This is a genomic window from Citrobacter sp. wls717 (genome assembly GCF_005280955.1).
Taxonomy (GTDB): domain Bacteria; phylum Pseudomonadota; class Gammaproteobacteria; order Enterobacterales; family Enterobacteriaceae; genus Citrobacter; species Citrobacter werkmanii.
The window spans coordinates 528,436-552,514 of record NZ_SZWW01000007.1; the positions used below are offsets into that span (position 1 = coordinate 528,436).

Below are 24,079 nucleotides of genomic sequence, written 5' to 3' on the forward strand. Positions count from 1 at the left end.
CCCTTACACGCTTTTCGACAACATTTTTCTATGGGTGTGGATCGACATAACAATCCCGAACCCGGCCATCAGCACGATCAGTGCCGAGCCTCCGTAACTGACCAATGGGAGTGGAACCCCAACCACAGGTAGAATACCGCTCACCATACCAATATTTACGAAGACATAAACGAATAATATCAACATTAAACCACCCGCCATGACGCGACCAAAGGTGGTTTGTGCGCGAGCAGCGATCCACAACCCGCGCATAATCAGCAAAATGTACAGCGTCAGCAAAATCAGGATCCCCACCAGACCCAGTTCTTCCGCTAAGACGGCGAAGATAAAGTCAGTGTGGCGTTCGGGTAAAAACTCAAGCTGCGACTGCGTACCGTGCAGCCAGCCTTTACCGCGTAATCCGCCGGAACCAATAGCAATTTTAGACTGAATAATGTGATAGCCCGCGCCCAGCGGATCGGTTTCTGGATCAAGTAACATCATGACGCGCTGACGCTGGTAGTCATGCATCAGGAAGAACCACAGTATCGGAATAAACGCGGCGACCAAAACTACTGCCACACCGATTAAACGCCAGCTTAAACCGGAAAGGAACAGGACAAACAGACCAGAAAGGGCAACCAGAATTGAGGTGCCGAGGTCAGGCTGAGCGGCAACCAGCAGCGTGGGCATAAAAATCAGCACCAGCGCAATCGCGGTATTTTTTAGCGATGGCGGGCAGACGTCGCGGTTGATGAAGCGCGCGACCATCAGCGGCACGGCAATCTTGGCGATTTCAGAAGGCTGAAAGCGCACGATACCCAAATCCAGCCAGCGCTGAGCGCCTTTGGAAATAGCGCCGAAGGCGTCAACCGCCACCAACAGAATGATACAGAAGATATACAGATAGGGCGCCCAACCTTCATAAACCCTGGGGGGAATTTGCGCCATCACCACCATGATGACCAGACCCATCGCGATCTGGCCGACCTTACGCTCCATCATGCCAATATCCTGGCCGCTGGCGCTCCAGATGACCAGCGAGCTGTAGACCAGCAGAGCCAGCAAAATAAGCAACATTGTGGGATCGATGTGGATTTTGTCCCAAAATGTTTTTTTGTTCGGATTATCCGTCACGATTATTGGTCCTCAGCTGCTGCAACCGCTGGGTTTTCCGCAGGCAGATTGGTGTTGTTGTCGCCCAACATAATGTGGTCAAGGATCTGGCGCATAATCGTCCCCACTGCCGGACCCGCGCCGCCGTTTTCAAGGATCATGGCGACAGCGACCTGGGGTTTATCATAGGGTGCGAAGGCCGTCATTAACTTGTGGTCACGTAAACGTTCGGCGATCTTATGCGCGTTATAGGTTTCATTCGCTTTCAGGCCAAAGACCTGTGCGGTACCGGATTTCGCCGCAATTTTGTAAGGCGCGCCAGCGAAATATTTATGTGCAGTCCCGTTAGGGCGGTTAGCGACACCGTACATACCGTCTTTGGCGATTTCCCAGTAACCGGAATGAATATCGCCAACGGGCGGTTCGTGCGGCTGAACCCATGGCACTTGCTTGCCATTTTCTGCCGTGCTCATCAGCAGATGCGGGACTTTTACCAAACCGTCGTTGATAAGGATCATCAGCGCTTTACTCATCTGGATAGGGGTTGCCGTCCAGTAACCCTGACCGATGCCGACCGGAATGGTATCACCCTGGTACCATGGTTTTTTAAACCGTTTTTGCTTCCATTCACGGGTTGGCATGTTCCCGGAACGTTCTTCGGCAAGATCGATACCCGTATATTGGCCATAGCCAAACTTGCTCATCCACTCCGAAAGCCGGTCTATCCCCATATCATAGGCGATTTGATAGAAAAACGTATCCGCGGACTCTTCCAGAGAGCGGGTAATGTTCAGGTGGCCGTGACCCCATTTTTTCCAGTCGCGGTAACGTTTCTCAGAGCCGGGTAACTGCCACCAGCCCGGATCGAACAGACCGGTATTGCGGGTGATGACGCCCGCGCTTAACGCAGAAACCGCCACGTAAGGCTTAACCGTCGACGCCGGAGGATAAACGCCTTGCGTGGCGCGGTTAACTAATGGGGTATTCGGATCATTGAGCAACCCGGAGTAATCTTTACTGGAGATGCCATCCACAAACAGGTTCGGGTCGTAGCTTGGCATGGAGACCAGCGCCAGAACGCCACCGGTACGCGGGTCGGTGACCACCACGGCGGCGCGGCTACCCGCCAGCAGCGTTTCAATATACTGCTGGAGCTTCAAATCCAACGTGAGGTAAATATCATGCCCGGCCTGCGGCGCGACCTCTTTCAACTGACGAATGACACGACCGCGGTTGTTGACTTCAACTTCTTCATAGCCGGTCTGCCCATGCAGTACGTCTTCATAGTAACGTTCAATACCGAGCTTACCAATATCATGCGTCGCAGCGTAGTTAGCCAGTTTGCCGTCTTTGTCCAGGCGGTCCACGTCTTTATCGTTGATCTTCGATACGTAGCCAATCACGTGGGTCAGGGCGGAACCGTAAGGGTAATAGCGGCGTTTATAGCCTTTAACTTCAACGCCAGGAAAGCGATATTGATTTACGGCAAACCGTGCGACCTGAACTTCCGTCAGGTTGGTTTTTACCGGAATAGAGGTGAAGCGGTGTGAACGGGCGCGCTCTTTTTTAAACGCGGCAATATCGTCATCCGTCAGGTCTACGACGTTGCGCAGCGCGTCGAGCGTATCCTGAATGTTATCTACCTTCTCCGGCATCATTTCAATCTGATAAATGGTGCGGTTAAGGGCAAGCGGAATTCCGTTACGGTCATAAATAATGCCGCGACTGGGAGGAATGGGTACCAGTTTAATGCGGTTTTCGTTCGAACGGGTCTGATAATCAGTAAAGCGAACGATTTGCAGATTATACAGGTTGGCGATCAGCACGCCGGTCAGCAGCAAAATCCCCAAAAAAGCGACCAGCGCCCGGCGCACAAACAGCGCGGACTCAGCCGAATAGTCGCGAAAAGAATTCTGTAGTTTCATCCGCTGCTTAATCTACTCAAGAATCAATGATCACTCACGGTGATAAGGATGGTTGGTGGTAATGCTCCACGCCCTGTACAGACTCTCTGCGACCAGAACCCGAACAAGAGGGTGAGGTAGGGTTAATGCAGAGAGTGACCAGCTTTGTTCCGCCGCGGCTTTACAGGCGGGAGAAAGACCTTCCGGCCCGCCGATCAGCAGACTGACGTCACGACCGTCCAGTTTCCAGCGCTCCAGTTCGGTCGCCAGTTGCGGCGTGTCCCAGGGTTTGCCCGGAATATCAAGGGTGACGATGCGGTTTTTGCCTGCGGCGGCCAGCATCTGCTCACCCTCTTTGTCGAGAATGCGTTTAATGTCCGCGTTCTTGCCGCGTTTTCCTGCCGGGATTTCGATCAGCTCAAAAGGCATATCTTTCGGAAACCGACGCAGATATTCGGTAAATCCGGTTTGTACCCAGTCAGGCATTTTCGTACCCACAGCGACAAGTTGCAGCTTCACGCATTAACTCCAGAGTTTTTCCAGTTCATACAGGCGACGGCTTTCTTCCTGCATCACGTGGACAATCACATCGCCGAGGTCAACGACGATCCAGTCAGCGACGTTCTCGCCTTCCACGCCGAGCGGCAGCAGGCCGGCAGTGCGGGACTCCTGAACAACGTGATCTGCGATAGACATAACGTGACGGCTGGATGTACCGGTGCAGATAATCATGCAATCAGTGATACTGGATTTACCCTGAACGTCTAAGGCGATGATGTCTTGACCTTTCAGGTCATCAATTTTGTCGATTACAAAATCCTGGAGTGCTTTACCCTGCAAGTGTTCCCCCTGGGTGAAAAGAGTTAAAAACGTCTGTTAGTATACCTGAACCAGAGGCGATATCGGGACAAATGTCTCCGAAAGCGCTTTTGAAGTGCGCTATCATCCCACCCCACGCCACAGAATGCATCGCCATTTTTGTAAAACAATTTCTGCAAAGCTCTGAAGGGCGGGAAAAGTCAGGTTGCGGAGGATAACAGCCTGTCAGGGGGTGTCAATGGGAGAGAGGCCCTTCGGCAGAAAAAACCGCGCATTCACTCCCCGTCGTCCCATGCGGCCCGGCTGTTAAGCACTTTCAGAACCGCGAAATCGTCACATAAATCTATTGTGCTCCAGCAGCCTTGTTCGACGCGGAAATGCCACATTGCCGCAGCCGGCATGGACAGCAGGCGGGCGACCAACACGCTCAGCACGCCCTGATGACTCACCACCAGCAGGTTTTGACACGCTTTATAATCGGCAAGTTGGGCAATGAAGCGTTCAACCCGCTGAGAAAATGCCTGAAAGCCTTCGCCATTCGTTGGCGTTGCGTTCTGCCAGTCATTACACCATAAGGCGTAATTTTCAGCGTCTTCGCGCGCTAAATCGCGATGGTGGCGCATTTCCCAGTCACCAAAAAACATCTCATTCAGTTCAGGCATAATGCGCACAGGGAGGTCGCGATCGCCTAAGATCAACCGGGTTGTATGGCGGGCGCGTTCGAGTTCGCTGCAAAGAACATTGTCGACAGGAAGATTGCGTAACAGCTTGCCCACTGTTTGCGCCTGTGCGATCCCCCGCTCCGTTAGCGAGGTGGGGGCGTGGCCGCTGTATAATCCGGCGACATTGGCGTCGGTTTCGCCATGCCGTACTAACCAGAGTCTCATGTTTTCCTCGTGAAGCTATTCGCACAAAATATGATGTTTGCCCTGATTGCGCAGAGTTTTTTCACTAAAATACCCTTTTTTACGTGGAGCGGCACGATGTCTTTATTGAAGAGCGCGCATGGTGGTAATACCCGAGAAGCCGCCGAATTGTTGGGTATCTCGCCTGAACAATTGCTGGATTTTAGCGCGAATATTAACCCGCTGGGTATGCCGGCAAGTTTAAAACGCGCGATTATCGACAATCTGGACTGCGCGGAGCGTTACCCGGATGTCGATTACGCTCAATTGCATGCGGCGCTGGCGGATCATCATCAGATCCCGGCCTCGTGGATCCTGGCCGGAAACGGTGAGACCGAGTCTATTTTTACCCTGGTGCATGGCCTTAAGCCACGTCATGCGATGATCGTTACGCCCGGATTTGCGGAATATCGTCGGGCGTTGCAATGGGGGGAGTGTGCGATTCATGAATTTGCGCTGCGTGAAGAGGATGGCTGGCAACTTACCGAGGCGATTCTTGATGAGTTAACCTCTGAGCTGGACTGCCTGTTTCTCTGTACGCCTAACAATCCTACCGGTTTACTGCCAGATAACCACCTGCTACGTGAGATTGCCACCCGTTGTGAGCGGCTTGGGATCAATCTGATCCTTGATGAAGCGTTTATTGATTTTATTGCCGGTGAGCCGGGATTTATCCCGCTGCTGCACGGGAATCCACATATTTGGGTGCTGCGCTCGTTGACTAAATTCTATGCGATACCGGGATTGCGTTTGGGGTATCTGGTCAACAGTAACCAGCACGCCGTTGCACAGATGCGTAGCCAACAAATGCCGTGGTCAATTAATGCGTTTGCTGCCCTTGCAGGCGAGATTATTTTACGCGATAGCGCCTATCAGCAGGCGACGTGGAAATGGCTGGAGCAAGAGGGCGCGCGGTTTGATCTACAGTTGCAAGAACTGTCCGGCCTGACGGTGTATCCCGGCCGGGCAAATTATCGTTTATTACGCTGCGATCTGACGGATGTTGATCTGCAACGCGCCATGCTCGAACAACATGTTTTGATCCGCAGTTGCGCTAACTATCCGGGGCTGGATACGCGCTATTATCGCGTAGCCGTTCGCAGCATGGAAGAGAATAACCGACTGCTGGCGGCATTACGCAAGGCGCTTAGCGGTACAACCCTTGTTGATTGATATAGTCAAGCACAGCGCCCGGCAGTAAGTCGTCGCACGGCTCCCCTTTTTCCAGGCGCTCGCGGATCAGCGTGGCGGAGATGTTAAACCACGGCGTTTCGGCCAGGTAAATTTTCCCGCAGGGCAGGTTGTGCAGGTCTTCCGGCGAATGGGTCAGATGATCCTCCAGCCACTGCTGGTGCTTTTCCTGCGCCATCTCGAGTGGGTAGCCCGGGCGTCGGCACACAATAAGATGCGTGTTACCCAAAATCGTGTCGTAGTCATGCCAGGACGGAAAGGTTAGCAGCGAGTCCTGACCAATAATAAACGCTAACGGCACGTCCGGACCTTGCTCTTCACGCCACTCTTGTAGCGTTTGCGCGGTGTAGGAGGCGGTATCGCGTTTGAGTTCGCGTTCATCCAGAGAAAACAGCGGCTTATCAGCAATGGCCAGTTCAACCATGCGCTTACGTTGTTCGCCGGACGCTTCGGGTTGCGCGCGATGTGGCGGCACGTTATTGGGCATGATGATGACCCGGGAAAGGCCAATCAGATTAGCCAGAATTTCAACCGGTTTAAGATGACCATAATGCACCGGATCAAAGGTGCCGCCGAACAGAGCCTGCAATGATTTCATATCAACCATCAATAAAAACATCGGCCAGCGATTTATGGCAGAGCAAAAGGGAAAGTCCCTCAAGTTCCGCCCATACTGACTGACCATAGTCTTGTTTAAGCGTAATTTCCGTACGCGTTAACAGCGTCACGGCCTGACGCAGCTGTGCCGGATTTAGCCGGTTAAGCGCGTCTCCCATCATGCCACGGCGATTTTGCCACACACGATGTTTATCAAACAACGTGCGTAAGGGCGTATGGGCCGACTGCCGTTTCAGGTTGACCAGCAACAGCAATTCGCGCTGTATCGTACGCAGTAAAATAACCGGCTCGCTGCCCTCAAGGCGTAACTGTTGCAGGATGTGCAACGCGCGCTTGCTTTTGCCCATCAGCAGCGCATCCACCCAGTGGAATGGGGTAAAGTGCGCGGCATCGTTAACGGCTTTCTCTACGCGAGGTAGCGTGAGTTTGCCATCAGGCCATAGCAACGCTAACCGCTCAAGGGCTTGCGCCAGTGCTAACAGGTTACCTTCATAGCAATAGCATAATAGCTGATTGGCTGCGTCATCCAGTTGCAGGTTGTTAAGTTTCGCTCTTGCAGCAACCCAGCGTGGAAGCTGTGCTTGTTCCGGCGTCTGGCAGCTAACCTGAACCGCGTTATTCGCCAGCCCGGTATACCATGCGCCGTTTTCCTGCGCCTTAGTCAGTTTGTTGCCGCGAACAATCAGCAGCAGATCGTCATGAAGCAAAGTAACGAGCGAAGCGAGTTGTTCGTTAATGGCGGCATTGGGGCCATTTTCAGGCAACTGCAGGAGTAGCGTTTGACGGCTGGCAAACAGGCTCATCGCCTGGCAGAGTGAAAATATTTCTCCCCAGTCGGTGCTGGTGTCCAGAGTAAAAGCGTGGTGTTCTTCGAATCCTTGCGTTGCGGCAGCCAGACGGATGGCATCCTGGCTTTCCTGCAATAAAAGGGGATCGTTGCCCAGTAGTAAATACGCCGCGCGCAGCCCTTCATTGAGCTGTGCGCGGAGTTGTTCAGGGTACAGCTTGAGCATCAGTTACCCAGCGTGGTGGAAACACGCGCCGGAGATGACGCAGGCGCTGCAGGTTTCGTCGCTGCTGGCTCAGCATCCACACTGGATGACTGAGTATCGGCCAAATGTACACTTGGCAGCTTACGAATCAACTGTTCTGCCGCTTTGTCGTACATCTCTTTGATGATCATGTCCTGCTCGTTATCCTTCGCCAGTGCAGCCTGTGGGTTGTCAAAGAACGAACGATAAACTTTGGCGCTGATGGGGTAAATATCATGTCCCGGAATCAGTACGGTAGCGCTTACGGACATCACCATCTGGTATTCAGCCGTTTGACCATTCTGGAATACCGACGCCGTATCCTGCGAAATGCTGACCGCGCCAAGGCGTAAGGACGTCACATCTTTGCGCATGGTACCGTCTTCAAGCAGCGTAACGCCGTTCAGACGCAGCTGATTACGCACAGCGCGGCTTAATGGACCATTCGGATCGCCAGAGTTCAGGATCATGGTTTTCATTGAGGGTGGAACCTGCGTAGTACTACGCAGATGCCAACCACACCCGGCGGTGACCAGCACCGCCAGAGATAACAACAATGTTGTCAGAAGTCGCACGCTTCCTCCCGCGCTTAGCCAACGACCAGATTGAGGAGTTTACCCGGTACGTAAATCACTTTACGCACGGTAACGCCATCAAGATATTTTGCCACCAGGTGTTCCTGGCCAGCACGTTCACGAACCTGTTCTTCGGTGGCGTTTACCGGAACGGTGATTTTGCCACGTACTTTACCGTTAACCTGAACGACAACCAGCGTTGAGTCTTCAACCATAGCGCTTTCGTCAGCTACTGGCCACGGTGCGTTATCGATATCACCTTCGCCTTTCAGCGCCTGCCACAGGGTGAAGCAAACGTGTGGGGTGAACGGGTTAAGCATACGCACAACGGCCAGCAACGCTTCCTGCATCAGGGCGCGGTCCTGCTCGTCTTCCTGCGGCGCTTTCGCCAGCTTGTTCATCAGTTCCATAATCGCCGCAATTGCGGTGTTAAAGGTCTGACGACGACCGATATCATCGGTGACTTTAGCGATAGTTTTGTGTACGTCGCGACGCAGCGCTTTTTGATCTTCGCTCAGAGCAGCAACGTTCAGGGCAGCAACATCACCTTTAGAAGTATGCTCGTAAACCAGTTTCCAGACACGTTTCAGGAAGCGGTTAGCCCCTTCAACGCCGGATTCCTGCCACTCCAGGGTCATGTCAGCCGGAGAGGCGAACATCATAAACAGACGCACGGTGTCCGCGCCGTAACGCTCAACCATCACCTGCGGGTCGATGCCGTTGTTTTTGGACTTGGACATCTTGCTCATGCCGGTATACACCAGTTCATGACCTTCGGCGTCCTTCGCCTTCACGATACGACCTTTTTCGTCGCGTTCAACGATGGCATCAACCGGAGAAACCCAGTTACGCTCGCCGTTAGCGCCGACGTAATAGAACGCATCAGCCAGCACCATGCCCTGACACAGCAGTTGTTTAGCCGGTTCGTCAGAGTTCACCATGCCCGCGTCGCGCATCAGCTTATGGAAGAAGCGGAAGTAGAGCAGGTGCATGATGGCGTGTTCGATACCGCCAATGTAGATATCAACTGGCAGCCAGTAGTTAGCGGCCTCTGGATCCAGCATGCCTTCGTTGTACTGCGGGCAGGTATAACGCGCGTAGTACCAGGAGGACTCCATAAAGGTATCGAAGGTGTCGGTCTCACGCAGCGCAGGCATGCCGTTAATGGTGGTTTTCGCCCACTCAGGATCGGCTTTGATCGGGCTGGTGATGCCGTCCATGACCACGTCTTCCGGCAGAATAACCGGCAGTTGATCTTCTGGTGTCGGCAGTACGGTACCGTCTTCCAGCGTCACCATCGGAATCGGCGCACCCCAGTAACGCTGACGGGAAACGCCCCAGTCGCGCAGACGATAGTTAACTTTACGCTCACCCACGCCTTTTGCGACCAGCTTGTCAGCAACGGCGTTGAAGGCAGCTTCGAAGTCGAGGCCATCGAACTCACCGGAGTTAAACAGCACGCCTTTTTCGGTCAGAGCTTGTTCCGACAGATCCGGCTCTGCGCCTTCGGCGGTCAGAATGACCGGCTTGATGGTCAGGCCATATTTGGTGGCAAATTCGTAGTCGCGCTGATCGTGACCCGGAACGGCCATCACTGCGCCAGTGCCGTATTCCATCAGGACAAAGTTTGCCGCCCAAACCGGGATCTCTTCGCCAGTCAGCGGGTGAACGGCTTTAAAGCCAGTGTCGACGCCTTTCTTCTCCATGGTCGCCATTTCGGCTTCAGCAACCTTGGTGTTGCGGCATTCGTCAATGAAGGCCGCCAGTTCAGGGTTGTTCGCGGCGGCTTTCTGCGCCAGCGGATGACCTGCGGCAACGGCCAGGTAGGTCGCACCCATAAAGGTGTCCGGACGGGTGGTATAGACGGTCAGCGTGTTGTCGTAACCGTTCACGTCGAAGGTGATTTCCACACCTTCAGAACGACCGATCCAGTTGCGCTGCATGGTCTTAACGGTGTCCGGCCAGTGATCCAGGTTATCCAGATCGCGCAGCAGTTCGTCAGCGTAAGCGGTGATTTTAATGAACCACTGCGGGATCTCTTTACGCTCAACTTTGGTATCGCAACGCCAGCAGCAGCCGTCGATAACTTGCTCGTTGGCAAGAACGGTCTGATCGTTCGGGCACCAGTTGACTGCAGAGGTTTTCTTATATACCAGGCCTTTTTTATACAGCTCGGTGAAGAACTTCTGTTCCCAACGGTAGTATTCCGGGGTGCAGGTCGCCAGCTCGCGGCTCCAGTCATAACCAAAGCCCAGCATTTTGAGCTGGTTTTTCATGTAGGCGATGTTGTCGTACGTCCACGGTGCCGGAGCGGTGTTGTTTTTAACCGCAGCGCCTTCCGCAGGCAGACCGAACGCATCCCAGCCAATGGGCTGCAGTACGTTTTTGCCCAGCATGCGCTGGTAGCGGGCGATTACGTCACCGATGGTGTAGTTACGTACGTGGCCCATGTGTAGTCGACCAGAAGGATAGGGAAGCATAGACAGGCAGTAATACTTCTCTTTGCTCTCGTCTTCGGTCACTTCAAATGTGCGCTTCTCATCCCAGTGAAGCTGTACTTTGGATTCTATCTCTTCCGGGCGGTATTGCTCTTGCATGGCAGCCAGTGGTCCTGTTTTCAATACAGCTACAAACGTAGCTCTAGATGTGGTGTTTCAGATCCGCATAGCATAGCCCAAACGCCCGCGCCAAAACAGCCTTTCGCGCATTCAGCGTTGAATTCCCGCAAGGATAATTCTTGCACGAATTTACACACTCTGTGGACAGTCTTGCAAAGCGTAGCGTAAATAACGTCTATTATTATAGACAGTTAACGACCCAGGAGGTGAAGTGATGAACAAGGTTGCTCAATATTACCGTGAACTGGTGGCTTCACTGAGCGAACGCCTGCGTAACGGCGAACGCGATATTGATGCGCTGGTGGAGCAGGCGCGTCAGCGAGTTATGCAGACCGGGGAGTTAACGCGAACCGAGGTGGAAGAGGTCACCCGGGCCGTCAGACGCGACCTGGAAGAGTTTGCGTTGAGTTATGAAGAGAGTCTCGATGAAGAGACTGACAGCGTCTTTATGCGGGTTATCAAAGAGAGCATCTGGCAGGAACTGGCCGATATTACTGATAAAACGCAGCTCGAATGGCGCGAAGTGTTTCAGGATCTTAGCCATCATGGGGTTTATCACAGCGGCGAGGTGGTTGGCCTGGGCAATCTGGTCTGCGAGAAGTGCCACTTCCATTTAGCGGTATACACTCCGGATGTACTGCCGCTGTGCCCGAAATGCGGTCATGACCAGTTTCAGCGTAGACCGTTTGAGCCATGATCGCTTATTGCCGGATGGCGACGCGTAGCGTCTTATCCGGCCTACAAACTGCACGATTTTGTAGGCCGGATAAGCGTTAGCGCCATCCGGCGTGTATTAAGCGTAAAACTTCAGCCGTTCTGCCAGCAAATCGACAAACCCCTGGCGATCAACGTCCACCATCACGGTTGCGTTAGGTTTATTGCCGCTCAGGAAATAGTAGTCCACCACCGTCATCCCCTGGGTATATTTGCCCTGCGTTTCCACGCCAACCCAACGTTCAACGGTAGTAAACAGTTCAGGTTTCAGCAGCCAGGCAATGGTACACGGGTCGTGCAGCGGCGCGCCGATGAATCCCCATTTTTCGTCTTTATGATATTCAACGAAAAAGTCGAGTAGTTCAGCCACGATCGTCGAAACAGGGTTGCCGATAGCGCGGAATCGCTCGGTATCTTCACGATGTATTTGCGCTTTATGCGTGACGTCCAGACCTGCCATCACCACAGGGATACCTGACTGGAATACGATCTCAGCGGCTTCAGGATCGACATAGATATTGAATTCCGCCGCGGGCGTCCAGTTCCCGAGGCCCATCGCACCGCCCATAATCACGATACGGGCGATTTTTGCGTGCAGCTCAGGATGGCTGTTCAGAAGCAATGCCACGTTAGTTTGCGGCCCGGTGGAGACAATCGTGACCGGTTCCGGGCTTTCGCGCAGGGTTCTCGCCATCAGTTCCACGGCGGTACAGTCCAGAGGAGCGAAAGCGGGTTCCGGCAATGCCGGACCATCCAGACCACTCTCACCGTGGACGTTATCGGCAATAATCAGATCGCGCATCAGCGGTTTTACGGCTCCGCCGGCTACAGGGATATCCGTACGGTTGAGTAACGTTAACATGCGTAATACGTTACGCAGCGTTTTGTCGGGCGTCTGGTTGCCGGCAGAAGAGGTGATTGCTTTCACATCCAGTTCAGGTGAGGCGAGGGCGAGAACAATTGCGATAGCGTCGTCATGACCTGGATCGCAATCAAACAGGATAGGAAGTGCCATTGTTGCTCCTTGTAAGTGGGACTTTGTGACAAGGTTAACGCTGGGCTGTACCTGTTTCGAGGAGTGAAGAGATAAAGCGTGAGGTGGCGCGCACATAGCGGTGCGCGCCAGCAAGATTAGTGCAGGATTTTCGCGAGGAAGTCTTTGGCGCGGTCCGATTTCGGATTGGCGAAGAACTCTTCTTTCGGTGAGTCTTCAACAATTTTCCCTTCATCCATGAAGATCACCCGGTTCGCCACTTTCCGCGCAAAGCCCATTTCGTGGGTAACCACCATCATGGTCATCCCTTCATTGGCCAGTTCAACCATAACGTCCAGAACTTCGTTGATCATTTCAGGATCAAGCGCCGACGTCGGTTCGTCAAACAGCATAGCGATAGGATCCATGCACAGCGCCCGGGCGATGGCGACACGTTGTTGCTGTCCCCCGGAGAGCTGAGCCGGAAACTTTTCGGCATGGGCCGCCAGACCGACACGCTCCAGCAGCTTCTGCGCTTTTGCGCGGGCAGGCGCTTTATCGCGTTTCAGCACTTTTACCTGCGCCAGCGTCAGGTTTTCAATGATCGACAGATGTGGAAACAGTTCAAAGTGCTGGAACACCATGCCCACACGGGAGCGCAGTTTGGCCAGATCGGTTTTTTTGTCGTTCACCACGGTGCCATCAACCGTGATGAGGCCCTGTTGTACCGGCTCCAGACCGTTCACGGTTTTGATAAGCGTGGATTTACCGGAACCTGAAGGACCGCAGACCACGACCACTTCACCTTTTTTCACTTCCGTAGAGCAGTCGGTCAGCACCTGAAAGTGACCATACCATTTAGAAACATTTTTCAGGGTAATCATTAAACTGTCCTTTTCTTCAAATAGCTGACCAACAACGATGCGCTCAGACTGAATACAAAATAAACGGCGCCAGCAAACAGGATCATTTCAACCTGCGTGCCGTCACGCTCGCCAATGGTGGAGGCGGTACGGAAGAAGTCTGCCAGACTTAATACATAGACCAGCGAGGTATCCTGGAAGAGTACGATACCCTGGGTAAGCAGCAGCGGCACCATCGCGCGGAAGGCCTGCGGCAGAATAATGAGCTTCATCGACTGCCAGTGGGTCATCCCCAGCGCCAGCGCGGCGCTGGACTGCCCGCGAGAAATACTCTGGATCCCTGCCCGGATAATCTCTGAGTAGTACGCGGCTTCAAACATTGAAAACGCGACCATCGCCGAGATCAGGCGAATATCGGTCTTTGGCGACAAACCCAATACGTTTTGCAGGAAGCCGGGCACAATCAAGTAGAACCACAGCAGTACCATCACCAGTGGAATGGAACGGAATACGTTGACGTAGCCTTTCGCAAACCAGGCAATCGGCGCGAAGCTGGACAGACGCATGACGGCCAGGATAGTTCCCCATACGATACCAATGACGACCGCCGTGACGGTAATTTTCAGCGTGATCATCAGCCCATCCAGCAGATACGGCAGGGAAGGGACAATAGAACTCCAGTCAAATTCGTACATTATTTGCCTCCCATATTGCCCGGCAGGCGGATCTTGCGTTCGACGAGATTCATCACCAGCATGATGACAGCGTTAATCAGCACGTAGGCCAGAGTAATGGCCGTAAACGATTCCCAGGCGTGGGCGGAGTAATCCAGCAGTTTCCCCGCCTGCGCCGCCATATCGACCAGGCCGATAGTAGAAGCGATCGCGGAGTTCTTCACCAGGTTCATCATCTCTGAGGTCATTGGCGGAACAATCACGCGGTAAGCGTTTGGCAGCAGAACATAACGATAAGCCTGCGGCAACGTCAGCCCCATCGCCAGCGCAGCGTTTTTCTGTCCACGAGGCAGAGACTGAATAGCAGCGCGAACCTGCTCGCAGACGCGCGCGGCGGTAAACAGCCCCAGACAAAGCATGGATGAAAGGAAGAACTGAATATTGGGATCCAGTTCCGACTTGAACCACATACCAATGTTTTCCGGCAACAGTTCAGGAATGACCAGATACCAGGTAAAAAATTGGACAATGAGCGGAACGTTACGAAACAGCTCAACGTACAGCGTGCCGATCCCGGCAAGGAAGCGGTTGGGAACTGTACGTAAAATGCCGAATAAAGAACCGATGAGGAAAGCGATAATCCAGGCCGTAATGGATAACGCGACCGTGACCTGGAAACCACTCCAGAGCCAGCCGAGATAGGTGGTGTTGCCGAACGGGGCTTGTTGTAAAAAAATGCCCCAGTTCCAGTCTATAGACATAAATCTACTCCAGAAAAAAAAGGGTAGCAGCGCTACCCTCGAAGATTGTTATTCAGCGTTTTGCGGTTTTCAGGCCTGATGGGGAACGACCATCAGGCTTATAGTCTGTCCGTGCCGAGTAGCAATCGAGAGGGAGGGGAAGCCTCCCATTTATTTTAGTTAGTTAAGCGCTTTATCATTCGGTTCTTTGAACAGAGCTTTCATCTCATCTGATAGTTCGAAATTCATGTTCAGGTTCTTCGGTGGAATTGGGTTTTTAAACCACTTATCAAACCATTTTTCCGCTTCGCCTGAGGTCTGCGCCTTGGCGATCGTGTCGTCCATTAGTTTTTTGAACTCAGGGTCATCTTTGCGCAGCATGCAGCCATAGGCTTCCTGAGACTGCGGCTTGCCGACGATCTCCCAGTTGTCTGGTTTTTTCGCCTTCGCGCGTTCGCCAGCCAGCAGGGCGTCATCCATCATAAAGGCAACGGCGCGACCGCTTTCCAGAGTACGGAAAGAGTCACCGTGGTCTTTCGCGCTGATGATGCGCATGTCCATTTTTTGTTCTTCGTTCAGCTTGTGCAGCAGCACTTCTGAGGTGGTACCCGAAGTCACGACCACGGCTTTGCCTTTCAGGTCAGCGAAATCTTTGACATCGCCGCCTTTTTTCGCTAGCAGACGGGTGCCGACAACGAAAATGGTGTCAGAGAATGCCGCTTGTTTTTGACGCTCGACGTTGTTGGTGGTGGAACCACATTCAAAGTCGAAGGTACCGTTTTGCAGCAGCGGGATACGGTTCTGGGAGGTAATCGGGATCAGTTTTACCTGCAGGTCAGGCTTGTTGAGTTTTTTCTTCACGGCTTCAACGATGGCGTTGGAGTAATCCTGTGAATAACCGACCACTTTTTGCTGATTATCGTAGTAAGAAAACGGTACCGATGATTCACGGTGACCGACAACGATAACGCCATTTTTGGCGATCTTGTCCAGCGTGCTGCCTGCCGCTGGTGCCGCATCTTCTGCGTGCGCCAGACCGGCGGACATTCCCATGACCAGCATGGCAGTGGCGAGCTTACGTAATTGCATATCCAACTCCTTTATCGTCTGCGCCAGGGACGCATTGATACCCATTGTGATGTTGTTATTGTTTGCTACTTAAACGTGCAGTCTTGTATATGTTTGTTAACATTTAGTTTGGATGAATGTAAAGAATTTGCTGTGTTATTGTTTATTTTTGCGAAGTGCGCCGCACCATTTGGGGGCAAAAATATCTTGTTGCACGTTTCAGGTGCTACCAAAGATCAACTTTGGTGCGACCAGGTTGCACATTCAGCCAAAACTGCGTTTGCCTTGTATAACAAAGCAATAGACGTGCCAGAATGGGCAAGGTAGGGAGTTTGTCGGCCGGATAAACACATCGTTATCCGGCCCGGGGAAGGAAGGTTATTTACGACGCTGGCGCAGGCTCATTACCAGCGCGCCAAAGCCAAACAGTGCGGTAAGCAGCCATAGCGGCCAGTTACCGGTACGGGCATACGGGGTTAAGCCCGTGGTTGGCGTTACGCTGGTGGTCAGAACCTGGCGGGTAAACTGCGGGATCATCGCCTGAATCTCACCCTGTGGACCAATCACCGCCGTAATACCGTTGTTGGTGCTACGCAGCAGCGGGCGCGCCAGTTCCAGGGAACGCATACGCGCCATCTGGAAGTGCTGCCACGGGCCGATAGACTTACCAAACCACGCATCGTTAGAGATGGTGAGCAGATAGTCCGTATCCGGGCGGAAGTTATCGCGAACCTGTTCGCCAAGAATGATTTCGTAGCAGATAGCTGCGGTCAGCTTAAAGCCGTGCGCATGCAGCTGTGGCTGCACATACGGCCCGCGGCTGAACGACGACATAGGCAGGTCAAAGAACGGCGCTAACGGGCGCAGGATCGATTCCAGCGGAACAAACTCGCCAAACGGTACCAGATGGTTTTTGTTGTAGCGGTTGCTGGAGTCGTAGCTGTACGGACTGTCTTTACCCAACGTGATGATGGTGTTGTAGGTGTCGTAACGGTTCTGCTTATTCAGCCGCGCGTCTACGATACCGGTAATCAACGTGCTGTTTTTCGATTTCAGCAGGTCATCCATCATGCTCAAAAAACGCTGCTGGTTAATTTCCAGGTCCGGGATAGCGGACTCCGGCCAGATGATCAGCTGTGATTTGCCCATTTCAGGCTGGGTGGCGTCGAGATAAATTTTCAGCGTATTAAGTAGCTGACCCTCATCCCATTTGAGTGACTGTGGAATGTCACCTTGTACCATCGAAACCTGAGTTGTTTTTTCCGGCTCAAGCGTATACCACTGGATATAGCGCAGCGGGAAGGGCAGAGCGAAAAGCACCACGCCAGCAATCAGCGGTTTCCAGTTGCGCGTCACCAGCGCCAGCGCCAGCAGGCCGCTGACCATCATCAGCAGGAAGTTAATCGCTTCAACGCCCATCACCGGCGCCAGCCCTTTTAACGGGCCATCAATCTGGCTATAACCAAACTGCAGCCACGGAAAGCCGGTCAGGACCCAGCCGCGCAGGAACTCGGTTATCTGCCAGACAACCGGCGCGGCAATGGCGACGCGTAGCCAGGTTGTTTTCGGCCACAGGCGTGACAACACGCCAGCAAACAGACCGGTATAGAGTGAAAGGTAGGCGGCAAGCAGTACCACAAGGAAAACGTTAACCGGACCTGGCATACCGCCAAACTGCGCGATGCTGACGTAGACCCAGTTAATGCCGGAGCCAAACAATCCCAGGCCCCAGAAGTAGCCGATAGCGGCTGACTGAAGTGGACGGCGGTTAAGGGTGAGAGCCTGCAGGCCCATCAGCGATACGATCGCCGCAGGCCAGATGTCATACGGAGAGAAAGCCAGCGTCCCGCAGGCACCGAATAATAACGCCAGCAGCAGGCGAATGCGCTGGCGTTCAATTAGTGAGGCAAATGCCATGTAGTCTTAGATCCAGTTTCGGGTTTATTCGTCCAGTTTGGGCTGGGGTGAGTCGTCCGGAATTCTGACATGAACCTGAATAATACGACGGCTGTCGGCCATTGCCACTTTGAACTGGTAACCATCAATGTCGATAGTCTCCCCACGAGCGGGAAGATGACCAAAGGCCTGCATAACCAGACCGCCAATGGTATCGACTTCTTCGTCGCTAAAGTGGGTGCCAAAGGCTTCGTTGAAGTCCTCAATTGGCGCCAGCGCGCGAATGGTCCAGGTGTGGCGACTGAGCTGACGGAAATCAATATCGTCTTCTTCGTCGTACTCATCTTCGATTTCACCAACGATCAGTTCAAGGATGTCCTCAATGGTCACCAGACCAGAGACACCGCCGAACTCGTCGATGACGATAGCCATATGATAACGCTGGGAGCGGAACTCTTTCAGCATGCGGTCAACACGCTTGCTTTCCGGTACGACAACCGCCTGGCGTAACACTTTCTCCATGCTGAAGGCTTCGGCATCGCTGCGCATAAACGGCAGCAGATCTTTGGCCATCAGAATCCCTTCAATGTGATCTTTGTCTTCGCTGATCACCGGGAAACGCGAGTGGGCTGACTCGATAATGACATCGAGGCATTCATCCAGGGTCTGGTTGCATTTCAGGGTAATCATTTGAGAGCGGGGGATCATGATGTCGCGAACGCGCTGGTCCGCAATGTCCATCACCCCTTCGAGCATATCACGCGTATCTTCATCGATAAGGTCGTTCTGCCCGGAATCACGGATCAGCTCCAACAGTTCGTCGCGGTTTTTGGGTTCACCGTGGAAAAGTTGGCTCAGTAACAGGGAAAAAAATCCCTTTTTGCTGGTTAACGTGTCACTACTGTGTGAATTGTCGTCGCTCATGGCGTCGTATGGGTTCTCATGTTAGTTAATAGGTCGCTCAATGCGCGTAAACTCAGCGCATGGCTTCATGGGAAGCCCGGGCAGATGCCCGACGGCTTATTCCTTCTCGGCAATGTACGGATCCTCATAGCCCAGAGCAAGCATAATCTCTGTTTCAAGGGATTCCATTTCTTCCGCTTCATCATCTTCGATATGGTCGTAGCCGAGTAAATGCAGGCTACCGTGCACCACCATGTGCGCCCAGTGGGCCTCAAGCGGTTTACCTTGCTCCTGCGCTTCTTTCTCAACCACCTGGCGGCAGATGATCAGATCGCCCAGCAGTGGCATCTCAATGCCCGGCGGGGCTTCAAACGGGAAAGAGAGCACGTTGGTTGATTTATCCTTCCCGCGATAGGTCAGGTTCAGCTCGTGGCTTTCCGCGTCATCAACCAGGCGAATCGTCACTTCAGACTCTTCCTGAAACTGCGGGATTACCGCATCCAGCCAGCCCTGAAACTGACTTTCTGTGGGTAAACCAGATTCGTCTTCACATGCCAGCTGTAAATCGAGAATAACCTGACTCATTTTTGCTCCTGCTCCTGAGCTTCGCGCTTGCGTTCCGCTGCCAGCTCGGCTTTTCGTTTCTGTTCTGCTTCTTCCCAGGCTTCATACGCCGTGACGATACGGGCGACTACCGGGTGGCGAACCACGTCTTCGCTATGGAAGAAATTAAAACTAATCTCGTCGACTTCGGCCAGCACCTCAATGGCATGACGCAGACCGGACTTGGTGCTACGCGGCAGGTCAATCTGAGTGATATCGCCGGTGATGACCGCTTTGGAGTTAAAGCCGATACGGGTCAGGAACATTTTCATCTGTTCGATGGTGGTGTTCTGGCTCTCATCAAGGATGATGAACGCATCGTTTAAGGTACGACCGCGCATATAGGCCAACGGTGCCACCTCAATGACGTTACGCTCGATCAGCTTTTCGACCTTCTCAAAACCGAGCATTTCGAACAGCGCGTCATACAGCGGACGTAAATAGGGATCGACTTTCTGACTCAGATCGCCTGGCAGGAAGCCCAGTTTTTCACCTGCTTCCACTGCCGGACGGGTCAGCAGAATTCGACGGATCTCCTGGCGCTCAAGCGCATCGACCGCAGCGGCAACTGCAAGATACGTTTTACCCGTACCCGCAGGGCCAACGCCGAAGGTGATGTCGTGATCGAGGATGTTAGCGATGTACTGCGCCTGGTTCGGCGTACGCGGTTTAATCACTCCGCGCTTGGTTTTGATATTCACCGCTTTGCCAAATTCCGGCACGCTGTCCGCGCTTTGCTCAAGCACACGCGCTTCTTTAATCGCCAGATGAATTTGCTCAGGTTCAATGTCCTGCGTCTGACCGCGCATTGGGGCGGTATCGACATACAGGCTGCGTAAAATATCAGCCGCAGCGGTGACGCAAATTGGGCGACCTGTCAGCTTAAAGTGGTTATCCCGACGGTTAATTTCGATGCCGAGGCGACGTTCCAGCTGTTTGATGTTGTCATCAAATGGACCGCAAAGGCTCAACAGACGGGCGTTGTCTGCGGGTTCAAGGGTGATTTCGCGAGTGTCTATGTTCAAACTGTTCCTCTTTAGCATGTCTCGCCGGACGCTGAACATTTACCGGCATCTAAGGAAATTATTCACGCCATAGGGAAAAGGCGCAAGCATTGCAATAAATATGGGGATTGCGGGAGGAAATACAAGGCCCGTCAGAGCTGACGGGCCAGAAGATTAAGGCTGGTAAATACCGACGCCCAGATCGTTTTCTTTGCGGGTACGCGCAATGACCGACTCAGGGGATTCTGCGATGCGCAGGCCCATTTCGTCTTCGGTGCGCACCACTTTACCGCGCAGGGAGTTCGTCCAGACATCGGTAATTTCAACATCCACAAACTTACCGACCATTTCCGGGGTGCCTTCAAAGTTCACCACGCGGTTGTTTTCGGTACGCCCTGACAACTCCATGATGCTCTTACGTGATGTGCCTTCAACCAGAATACGCTGGGTTGTGCCGACCATACGGCGGCTCCAGGCCATGGCCTGCTGGTTAATACGCTCCTGCAGGATATACAGACGCTGTTTTTTCTCTTCTTCCGGTACGTCGTCAACCATATCGGCAGCCGGGGTGCCAGGACGCGCAGAGAAGATAAAACTGTAGCTCATGTCAAAATTCACGTCAGCAATCAACTTCATGGTCTGCTCGAAATCCTGTGTGGTTTCGCCAGGGAAGCCAACGATGAAATCTGAGCTAATCTGAATGTCCGGACGCGCCGCGCGCAGTTTGCGAATGATCGCTTTATATTCCAGCGCGGTATGGGTGCGTCCCATCAGATTCAGTACGCGATCTGAACCGCTCTGTACCGGCAGGTGCAGGAAACTCACCAGCTCCGGCGTATCGCGATAAACTTCAATGATATCATCGGTGAACTCGATCGGATGGCTGGTGGTGAAGCGGATACGGTCAATGCCGTCGATCGCCGCAACCAGGCGCAGCAGGTCAGCAAACGATCCTGTCGTGCCATCATAGTTCTCACCGCGCCAGGCGTTCACGTTTTGCCCCAGCAGGTTCACTTCACGCACGCCTTGCGCCGCAAGCTGAGCGATTTCAAACAGGATGTCATCCGCCGGGCGGCTGACTTCTTCACCGCGGGTGTAGGGCACCACGCAGTAGGTACAATATTTATTACAGCCTTCCATGATGGACACAAACGCGCTTGGACCTTCAGCACGCGGTTCCGGCAGGCGGTCAAACTTTTCGATCTCCGGGAAACTGATATCAACTACCGGGCTACGGCTAGTGCTTCCACGTACTTTGTTGATCATTTCCGGCAGGCGATGCAGAGTCTGCGGCCCAAAAATAATATCGACGTAGTGGGCGCGCTGGCGAATATGATCGCCTTCCTGAGATGCGACACAGCCACCGACACCGATGATGAGATTGGGGTTTTTCTCTTTTAACAGCTTCCAGCGGCCCAACTGATGGAAAACTTTTTCCTGAGCCTTCTCACGGATTGAGCAGGTATTCAGCAGCAGCACATCCGCTTCTTCCGCCACGTCGGTCAGTTGATACCCATGAGTGGCATCCAGCAGATCGGCCATCTTCGATGAATCGTATTCGTTCATCTGACAGCCCCAGGTTTTAATATGGAGTTTTTTGGTCATCGACTTGCTCTTGCGAAATTGTGGCTGAAATGCAGGGCGCATAGTGTACTGCTTTGGCGCGGTTGTGACCAGTATGACGGATGTCAGCCTCAAGGGGTAAAAAATCCTGTAAACTTACACAATACATGTAACAGGATGATTGACCACATGACAAATCAACCAACGGAAATTGCCATTGTCGGCGGGGGGATGGTCGGCGGCGCGCTGGCGCTTGGACTGGCGCAGCATGGATTTACGGTAACGGTCATTGAACATGCCGTTCCCGCGCCGTTTGTGGCTGATGGACAGCCCGATGTCAGAATTTCCGCCATTAGCTCCGCCTCGGTGTCGTTGCTGAAAGGGCTGGGGGTCTGGGATACGGTTCAGGGTATGCGCAGTCATCCTTACCGTCGTCTGGAAACGTGGGAATGGGAAAATGCCCATGTAATGTTTGATGCCGCCGAGCTTAAGTTACCTTTACTGGGTTATATGGTGGAAAACACGGTTCTGCAACAGGCACTCTGGCAGGCGCTGGAAGCCCACCCGAAAGTCACGCTGCGCGTACCGGCGTCATTGATCTCTCTGCATCAGCATGATGATCGTCACGAGCTTGAACTGGCTGGCGGTGAGAAAATCAGCGCGAAGCTGGTGATCGGCGCGGACGGCGCAAATTCTCAGGTGCGGAAAATGGTCGGGATTGGTATTCATGCCTGGCAGTACGCGCAGTCCTGCATGTTAATCACCGTACAATGCGAGAGCGCACCTGGCGACAGCACCTGGCAACAATTCACGCCTGACGGTCCGCGCGCATTTTTACCGCTGTTTGATAACTGGGCCTCGCTGGTGTGGTATGACTCACCGGCGCGTATCCGCCAACTGCAGGGTTTGAGCATGTCGCAACTGCAGGCGGAGATCGCCAAACACTTCCCGTCGCGACTCGGCAACGTTACGCCTGTGGCGGCGGGGGCATTCCCGCTTACGCGTCGTCACGCGCTACAATATGTCCAGCCAGGCCTGGCGCTGGTGGGGGATGCCGCGCATACCATTCATCCGCTGGCGGGGCAGGGCGTTAATCTGGGGTTCCGTGATGTGGATGCGCTGATTGACGTGCTGGTTAATGCGCGCAGCTACGGTGAATCCTGGGCCAGTCAGCCGGTGCTGAAGCGCTATCAGAATCGTCGTATGACTGATAATTTCATTATGCAGAGCGGGATGGATCTGTTCTACGCCGGATTCAGCAACAACCTGCAACCGCTGCGTATCATGCGTAATCTCGGGTTAATGGCCGCAGAGCGCGCAGGCGTACTGAAACGTCAGGCCTTGAAGTATGCGTTAGGATTGTAATTCAGGCAGGCCTACGGGGGAAATACGTAGGCCTGATAAGCGGAGCGCCATCTGGCGATAAACGCAGAAAAGCAAAAAGCTCGCCGAAGCGAGCTTTTTTAATATGGCTGGGGTACGAGGATTCGAACCTCGGAATGCTGGTATCAGAAACCAGAGCCTTACCGCTTGGCGATACCCCAACGGGCGCACCCACAATGTGGACGACTTTTGAAATTGGCTGGGGTACGAGGATTCGAACCTCGGAATGCTGGTATCAGAAACCAGAGCCTTACCGCTTGGCGATACCCCAACGGGCGCACCCACAATGTGGACGACTTTTGAAATTGGCTGGGGTACGAGGATTCGAACCTCGGAATGCTGGTATCAGAAACCAGAGCCTTACCGCTTGGCGATACCCCAACGGGCGCACCCACAATGTGGACGACTTTTGAAATTGGCTGGGGTACGAGGATTCGAACCTCGGAATGCCGGAATCAGAATCCGGTGCCTTACCGCTTGGCGATACCCCAACAATATTTTGGCTTTACCGAACGAGTCGATACGTCCTTAATATGGTGGCTACGACGGGATTCGAACCTGTGACCCCATCATTATGAGTGATGTGCTCTAACCAGCTGAGCTACGTAGCCTGATACTATTATATTCTTCGATGGCTGGGGTACCTGGATTCGAACCAGGGAATGCCGGTATCAAAAACCGGTGCCTTACCGCTTGGCGATACCCCAACAATATTTTGGCTTTACCGAACGAGTCGATACGTCCTTAATATGGTGGCTACGACGGGATTCGAACCTGTGACCCCATCATTATGAGTGATGTGCTCTAACCAGCTGAGCTACGTAGCCTGATACTATTATATTCTTCGATGGCTGGGGTACCTGGATTCGAACCAGGGAATGCCGGTATCAAAAACCGGTGCCTTACCGCTTGGCGATACCCCAATGACCGTTGCGGTGA

The 24,079-nt window shown here is 53.3% G+C and carries 22 protein-coding genes and 8 tRNA genes; 3 read left to right on the forward strand and 27 right to left on the reverse strand.

Annotation, left to right across the window (positions count from 1 at the left end; all coding sequences use genetic code 11):
• Positions 1–3: 3 nt before the first annotated feature.
• The 5 genes from mrdB to FDX09_RS07205 all read right to left on the reverse strand — a co-directional run bounded on the left by mrdB (position 4) and on the right by FDX09_RS07205 (position 4,705).
• Complete coding sequence (gene mrdB / locus FDX09_RS07185) at positions 4–1,116, reverse strand: peptidoglycan glycosyltransferase MrdB (protein ID WP_006685529.1); 1,113 nt, start codon at positions 1,114–1,116, stop codon at positions 4–6.
• 2 nt (positions 1,117–1,118) lie between these two features.
• The gene (gene mrdA, locus FDX09_RS07190; RefSeq protein ID WP_006685528.1) at positions 1,119–3,020 is read right to left on the reverse strand and encodes a peptidoglycan DD-transpeptidase MrdA; all 1,902 of its coding nucleotides are present in this window, start codon (positions 3,018–3,020) and stop codon (positions 1,119–1,121) included.
• A 30-nt stretch (positions 3,021–3,050) separates the two neighbouring features.
• Positions 3,051–3,518 carry a 23S rRNA (pseudouridine(1915)-N(3))-methyltransferase RlmH gene (gene rlmH / locus FDX09_RS07195; RefSeq protein ID WP_003022725.1) on the reverse strand — a complete coding sequence of 156 codons (468 nt, stop codon included), beginning with the start codon at positions 3,516–3,518 and terminating at the stop codon, positions 3,051–3,053.
• 3 nt (positions 3,519–3,521) lie between these two features.
• Entirely contained in the window at positions 3,522–3,839 is a 318-nt protein-coding gene (gene rsfS / locus FDX09_RS07200) for a ribosome silencing factor (protein ID WP_003022728.1), read from the reverse strand.
• Positions 3,840–4,093: 254 nt separating this feature from the next.
• A complete protein-coding gene (locus tag FDX09_RS07205; RefSeq protein WP_137346986.1) occupies positions 4,094–4,705 on the reverse strand; it encodes an adenosylcobalamin/alpha-ribazole phosphatase in 612 nt (203 codons plus the stop codon).
• 96 nt (positions 4,706–4,801) lie between these two features.
• Here FDX09_RS07205 and cobD point away from each other — a divergent pair, with 96 nt between their 5' ends.
• On the forward strand, positions 4,802–5,896 hold the full coding sequence (cobD, locus tag FDX09_RS07210; RefSeq protein WP_137346987.1) for a threonine-phosphate decarboxylase CobD: 1,095 nt from the start codon (positions 4,802–4,804) through the stop codon (positions 5,894–5,896).
• Here the strand turns inward: cobD and nadD are convergent.
• Genes nadD through leuS form a run of 4 tightly spaced genes read right to left on the reverse strand, consistent with a single transcriptional unit; the run spans position 5,871 to position 10,735 of the window.
• Entirely contained in the window at positions 5,871–6,512 is a 642-nt protein-coding gene (gene nadD / locus FDX09_RS07215; RefSeq protein ID WP_087857163.1) for a nicotinate-nucleotide adenylyltransferase, read from the reverse strand. The two genes, cobD and nadD, sit on opposite strands and share 26 nt — an antisense overlap.
• A 1-nt stretch (position 6,513) precedes the next feature.
• Positions 6,514–7,545, reverse strand: a complete 1,032-nt coding sequence (gene holA / locus FDX09_RS07220) for a DNA polymerase III subunit delta (RefSeq protein WP_038638754.1) — start codon at positions 7,543–7,545, stop codon at positions 6,514–6,516.
• Positions 7,545–8,138, reverse strand: coding sequence for an LPS assembly lipoprotein LptE (gene lptE, locus FDX09_RS07225; protein ID WP_038638758.1), 594 nt, complete (start codon positions 8,136–8,138; stop codon positions 7,545–7,547). Before lptE ends, holA begins: the two co-directional genes overlap by 1 nt.
• Positions 8,139–8,152: 14 nt before the next feature.
• Entirely contained in the window at positions 8,153–10,735 is a 2,583-nt protein-coding gene (gene leuS / locus FDX09_RS07230; RefSeq protein ID WP_087857134.1) for a leucine--tRNA ligase, read from the reverse strand.
• 235 nt (positions 10,736–10,970) lie between these two features.
• Between leuS and FDX09_RS07235 the strand changes: the two genes are divergently transcribed.
• On the forward strand, positions 10,971–11,453 hold the full coding sequence (locus tag FDX09_RS07235; RefSeq protein WP_006685521.1) for a zinc ribbon-containing protein: 483 nt from the start codon (positions 10,971–10,973) through the stop codon (positions 11,451–11,453).
• Between the two features lie 96 nt (positions 11,454–11,549).
• Here the strand turns inward: FDX09_RS07235 and rihA are convergent, their stop codons facing one another.
• The 10 genes from rihA to miaB all read right to left on the reverse strand — a co-directional run bounded on the left by rihA (position 11,550) and on the right by miaB (position 21,799).
• Positions 11,550–12,485 carry a pyrimidine-specific ribonucleoside hydrolase RihA gene (rihA, locus tag FDX09_RS07240; protein WP_137346988.1) on the reverse strand — a complete coding sequence of 312 codons (936 nt, stop codon included), beginning with the start codon at positions 12,483–12,485 and terminating at the stop codon, positions 11,550–11,552.
• A gap of 116 nt (positions 12,486–12,601) precedes the next feature.
• Positions 12,602–13,327: a glutamate/aspartate ABC transporter ATP-binding protein GltL gene (gltL, locus tag FDX09_RS07245; RefSeq protein WP_137346989.1), complete on the reverse strand. Its 726-nt coding sequence runs from the start codon at positions 13,325–13,327 to the stop codon at positions 12,602–12,604.
• The gene (gltK, locus tag FDX09_RS07250) at positions 13,327–14,001 is read right to left on the reverse strand and encodes a glutamate/aspartate ABC transporter permease GltK (protein WP_038638772.1); all 675 of its coding nucleotides are present in this window, start codon (positions 13,999–14,001) and stop codon (positions 13,327–13,329) included. Before gltK ends, gltL begins: the two co-directional genes overlap by 1 nt.
• Positions 14,001–14,741, reverse strand: a complete 741-nt coding sequence (gltJ, locus tag FDX09_RS07255; RefSeq protein WP_038638776.1) for a glutamate/aspartate ABC transporter permease GltJ — start codon at positions 14,739–14,741, stop codon at positions 14,001–14,003. Before gltJ ends, gltK begins: the two co-directional genes overlap by 1 nt.
• 159 nt (positions 14,742–14,900) lie before the next feature.
• On the reverse strand, positions 14,901–15,809 hold the full coding sequence (gltI, locus tag FDX09_RS07260) for a glutamate/aspartate ABC transporter substrate-binding protein GltI (RefSeq protein ID WP_003022762.1): 909 nt from the start codon (positions 15,807–15,809) through the stop codon (positions 14,901–14,903).
• Between the two features lie 357 nt (positions 15,810–16,166).
• On the reverse strand, positions 16,167–17,705 hold the full coding sequence (gene lnt / locus FDX09_RS07265) for an apolipoprotein N-acyltransferase (protein WP_038638779.1): 1,539 nt from the start codon (positions 17,703–17,705) through the stop codon (positions 16,167–16,169).
• Between the two features lie 24 nt (positions 17,706–17,729).
• On the reverse strand, positions 17,730–18,608 hold the full coding sequence (gene corC / locus FDX09_RS07270) for a CNNM family magnesium/cobalt transport protein CorC (protein WP_137346990.1): 879 nt from the start codon (positions 18,606–18,608) through the stop codon (positions 17,730–17,732).
• Between the two features lie 96 nt (positions 18,609–18,704).
• Positions 18,705–19,172: an rRNA maturation RNase YbeY gene (ybeY, locus tag FDX09_RS07275; RefSeq protein WP_003835559.1), complete on the reverse strand. Its 468-nt coding sequence runs from the start codon at positions 19,170–19,172 to the stop codon at positions 18,705–18,707.
• The gene (locus FDX09_RS07280) at positions 19,169–20,215 is read right to left on the reverse strand and encodes a PhoH family protein (RefSeq protein WP_019076268.1); all 1,047 of its coding nucleotides are present in this window, start codon (positions 20,213–20,215) and stop codon (positions 19,169–19,171) included. Before FDX09_RS07280 ends, ybeY begins: the two co-directional genes overlap by 4 nt.
• Before the next feature lie 153 nt (positions 20,216–20,368).
• Positions 20,369–21,799, reverse strand: coding sequence for a tRNA (N6-isopentenyl adenosine(37)-C2)-methylthiotransferase MiaB (gene miaB, locus FDX09_RS07285; RefSeq protein WP_085047762.1), 1,431 nt, complete (start codon positions 21,797–21,799; stop codon positions 20,369–20,371).
• A 147-nt stretch (positions 21,800–21,946) separates the two neighbouring features.
• On the opposite strand from miaB, the gene ubiF reads away from it, so the two are divergent.
• Entirely contained in the window at positions 21,947–23,122 is a 1,176-nt protein-coding gene (gene ubiF, locus FDX09_RS07290; RefSeq protein WP_137346991.1) for a 3-demethoxyubiquinol 3-hydroxylase, read from the forward strand.
• A 104-nt stretch (positions 23,123–23,226) separates the two neighbouring features.
• Here ubiF and FDX09_RS07295 read toward each other — a convergent pair.
• The 8 genes from FDX09_RS07295 to FDX09_RS07330 all read right to left on the reverse strand — a co-directional run bounded on the left by FDX09_RS07295 (position 23,227) and on the right by FDX09_RS07330 (position 24,063).
• Positions 23,227–23,301, reverse strand: a tRNA-Gln gene (locus FDX09_RS07295).
• Positions 23,302–23,336: 35 nt separating this feature from the next.
• Positions 23,337–23,411, reverse strand: a tRNA-Gln gene (locus FDX09_RS07300).
• 35 nt (positions 23,412–23,446) lie between these two features.
• A tRNA-Gln gene (locus tag FDX09_RS07305) sits at positions 23,447–23,521 on the reverse strand.
• A gap of 35 nt (positions 23,522–23,556) precedes the next feature.
• Positions 23,557–23,631: transfer RNA gene (locus tag FDX09_RS07310), tRNA-Gln, on the reverse strand.
• A 43-nt stretch (positions 23,632–23,674) separates the two neighbouring features.
• A tRNA-Met gene (locus FDX09_RS07315) sits at positions 23,675–23,751 on the reverse strand.
• Between the two features lie 21 nt (positions 23,752–23,772).
• Positions 23,773–23,847, reverse strand: a tRNA-Gln gene (locus FDX09_RS07320).
• Positions 23,848–23,890: 43 nt separating this feature from the next.
• A tRNA-Met gene (locus tag FDX09_RS07325) sits at positions 23,891–23,967 on the reverse strand.
• Positions 23,968–23,988: 21 nt separating this feature from the next.
• A tRNA-Gln gene (locus FDX09_RS07330) sits at positions 23,989–24,063 on the reverse strand.
• Between the last annotated feature and the right edge of the window lie 16 nt (positions 24,064–24,079).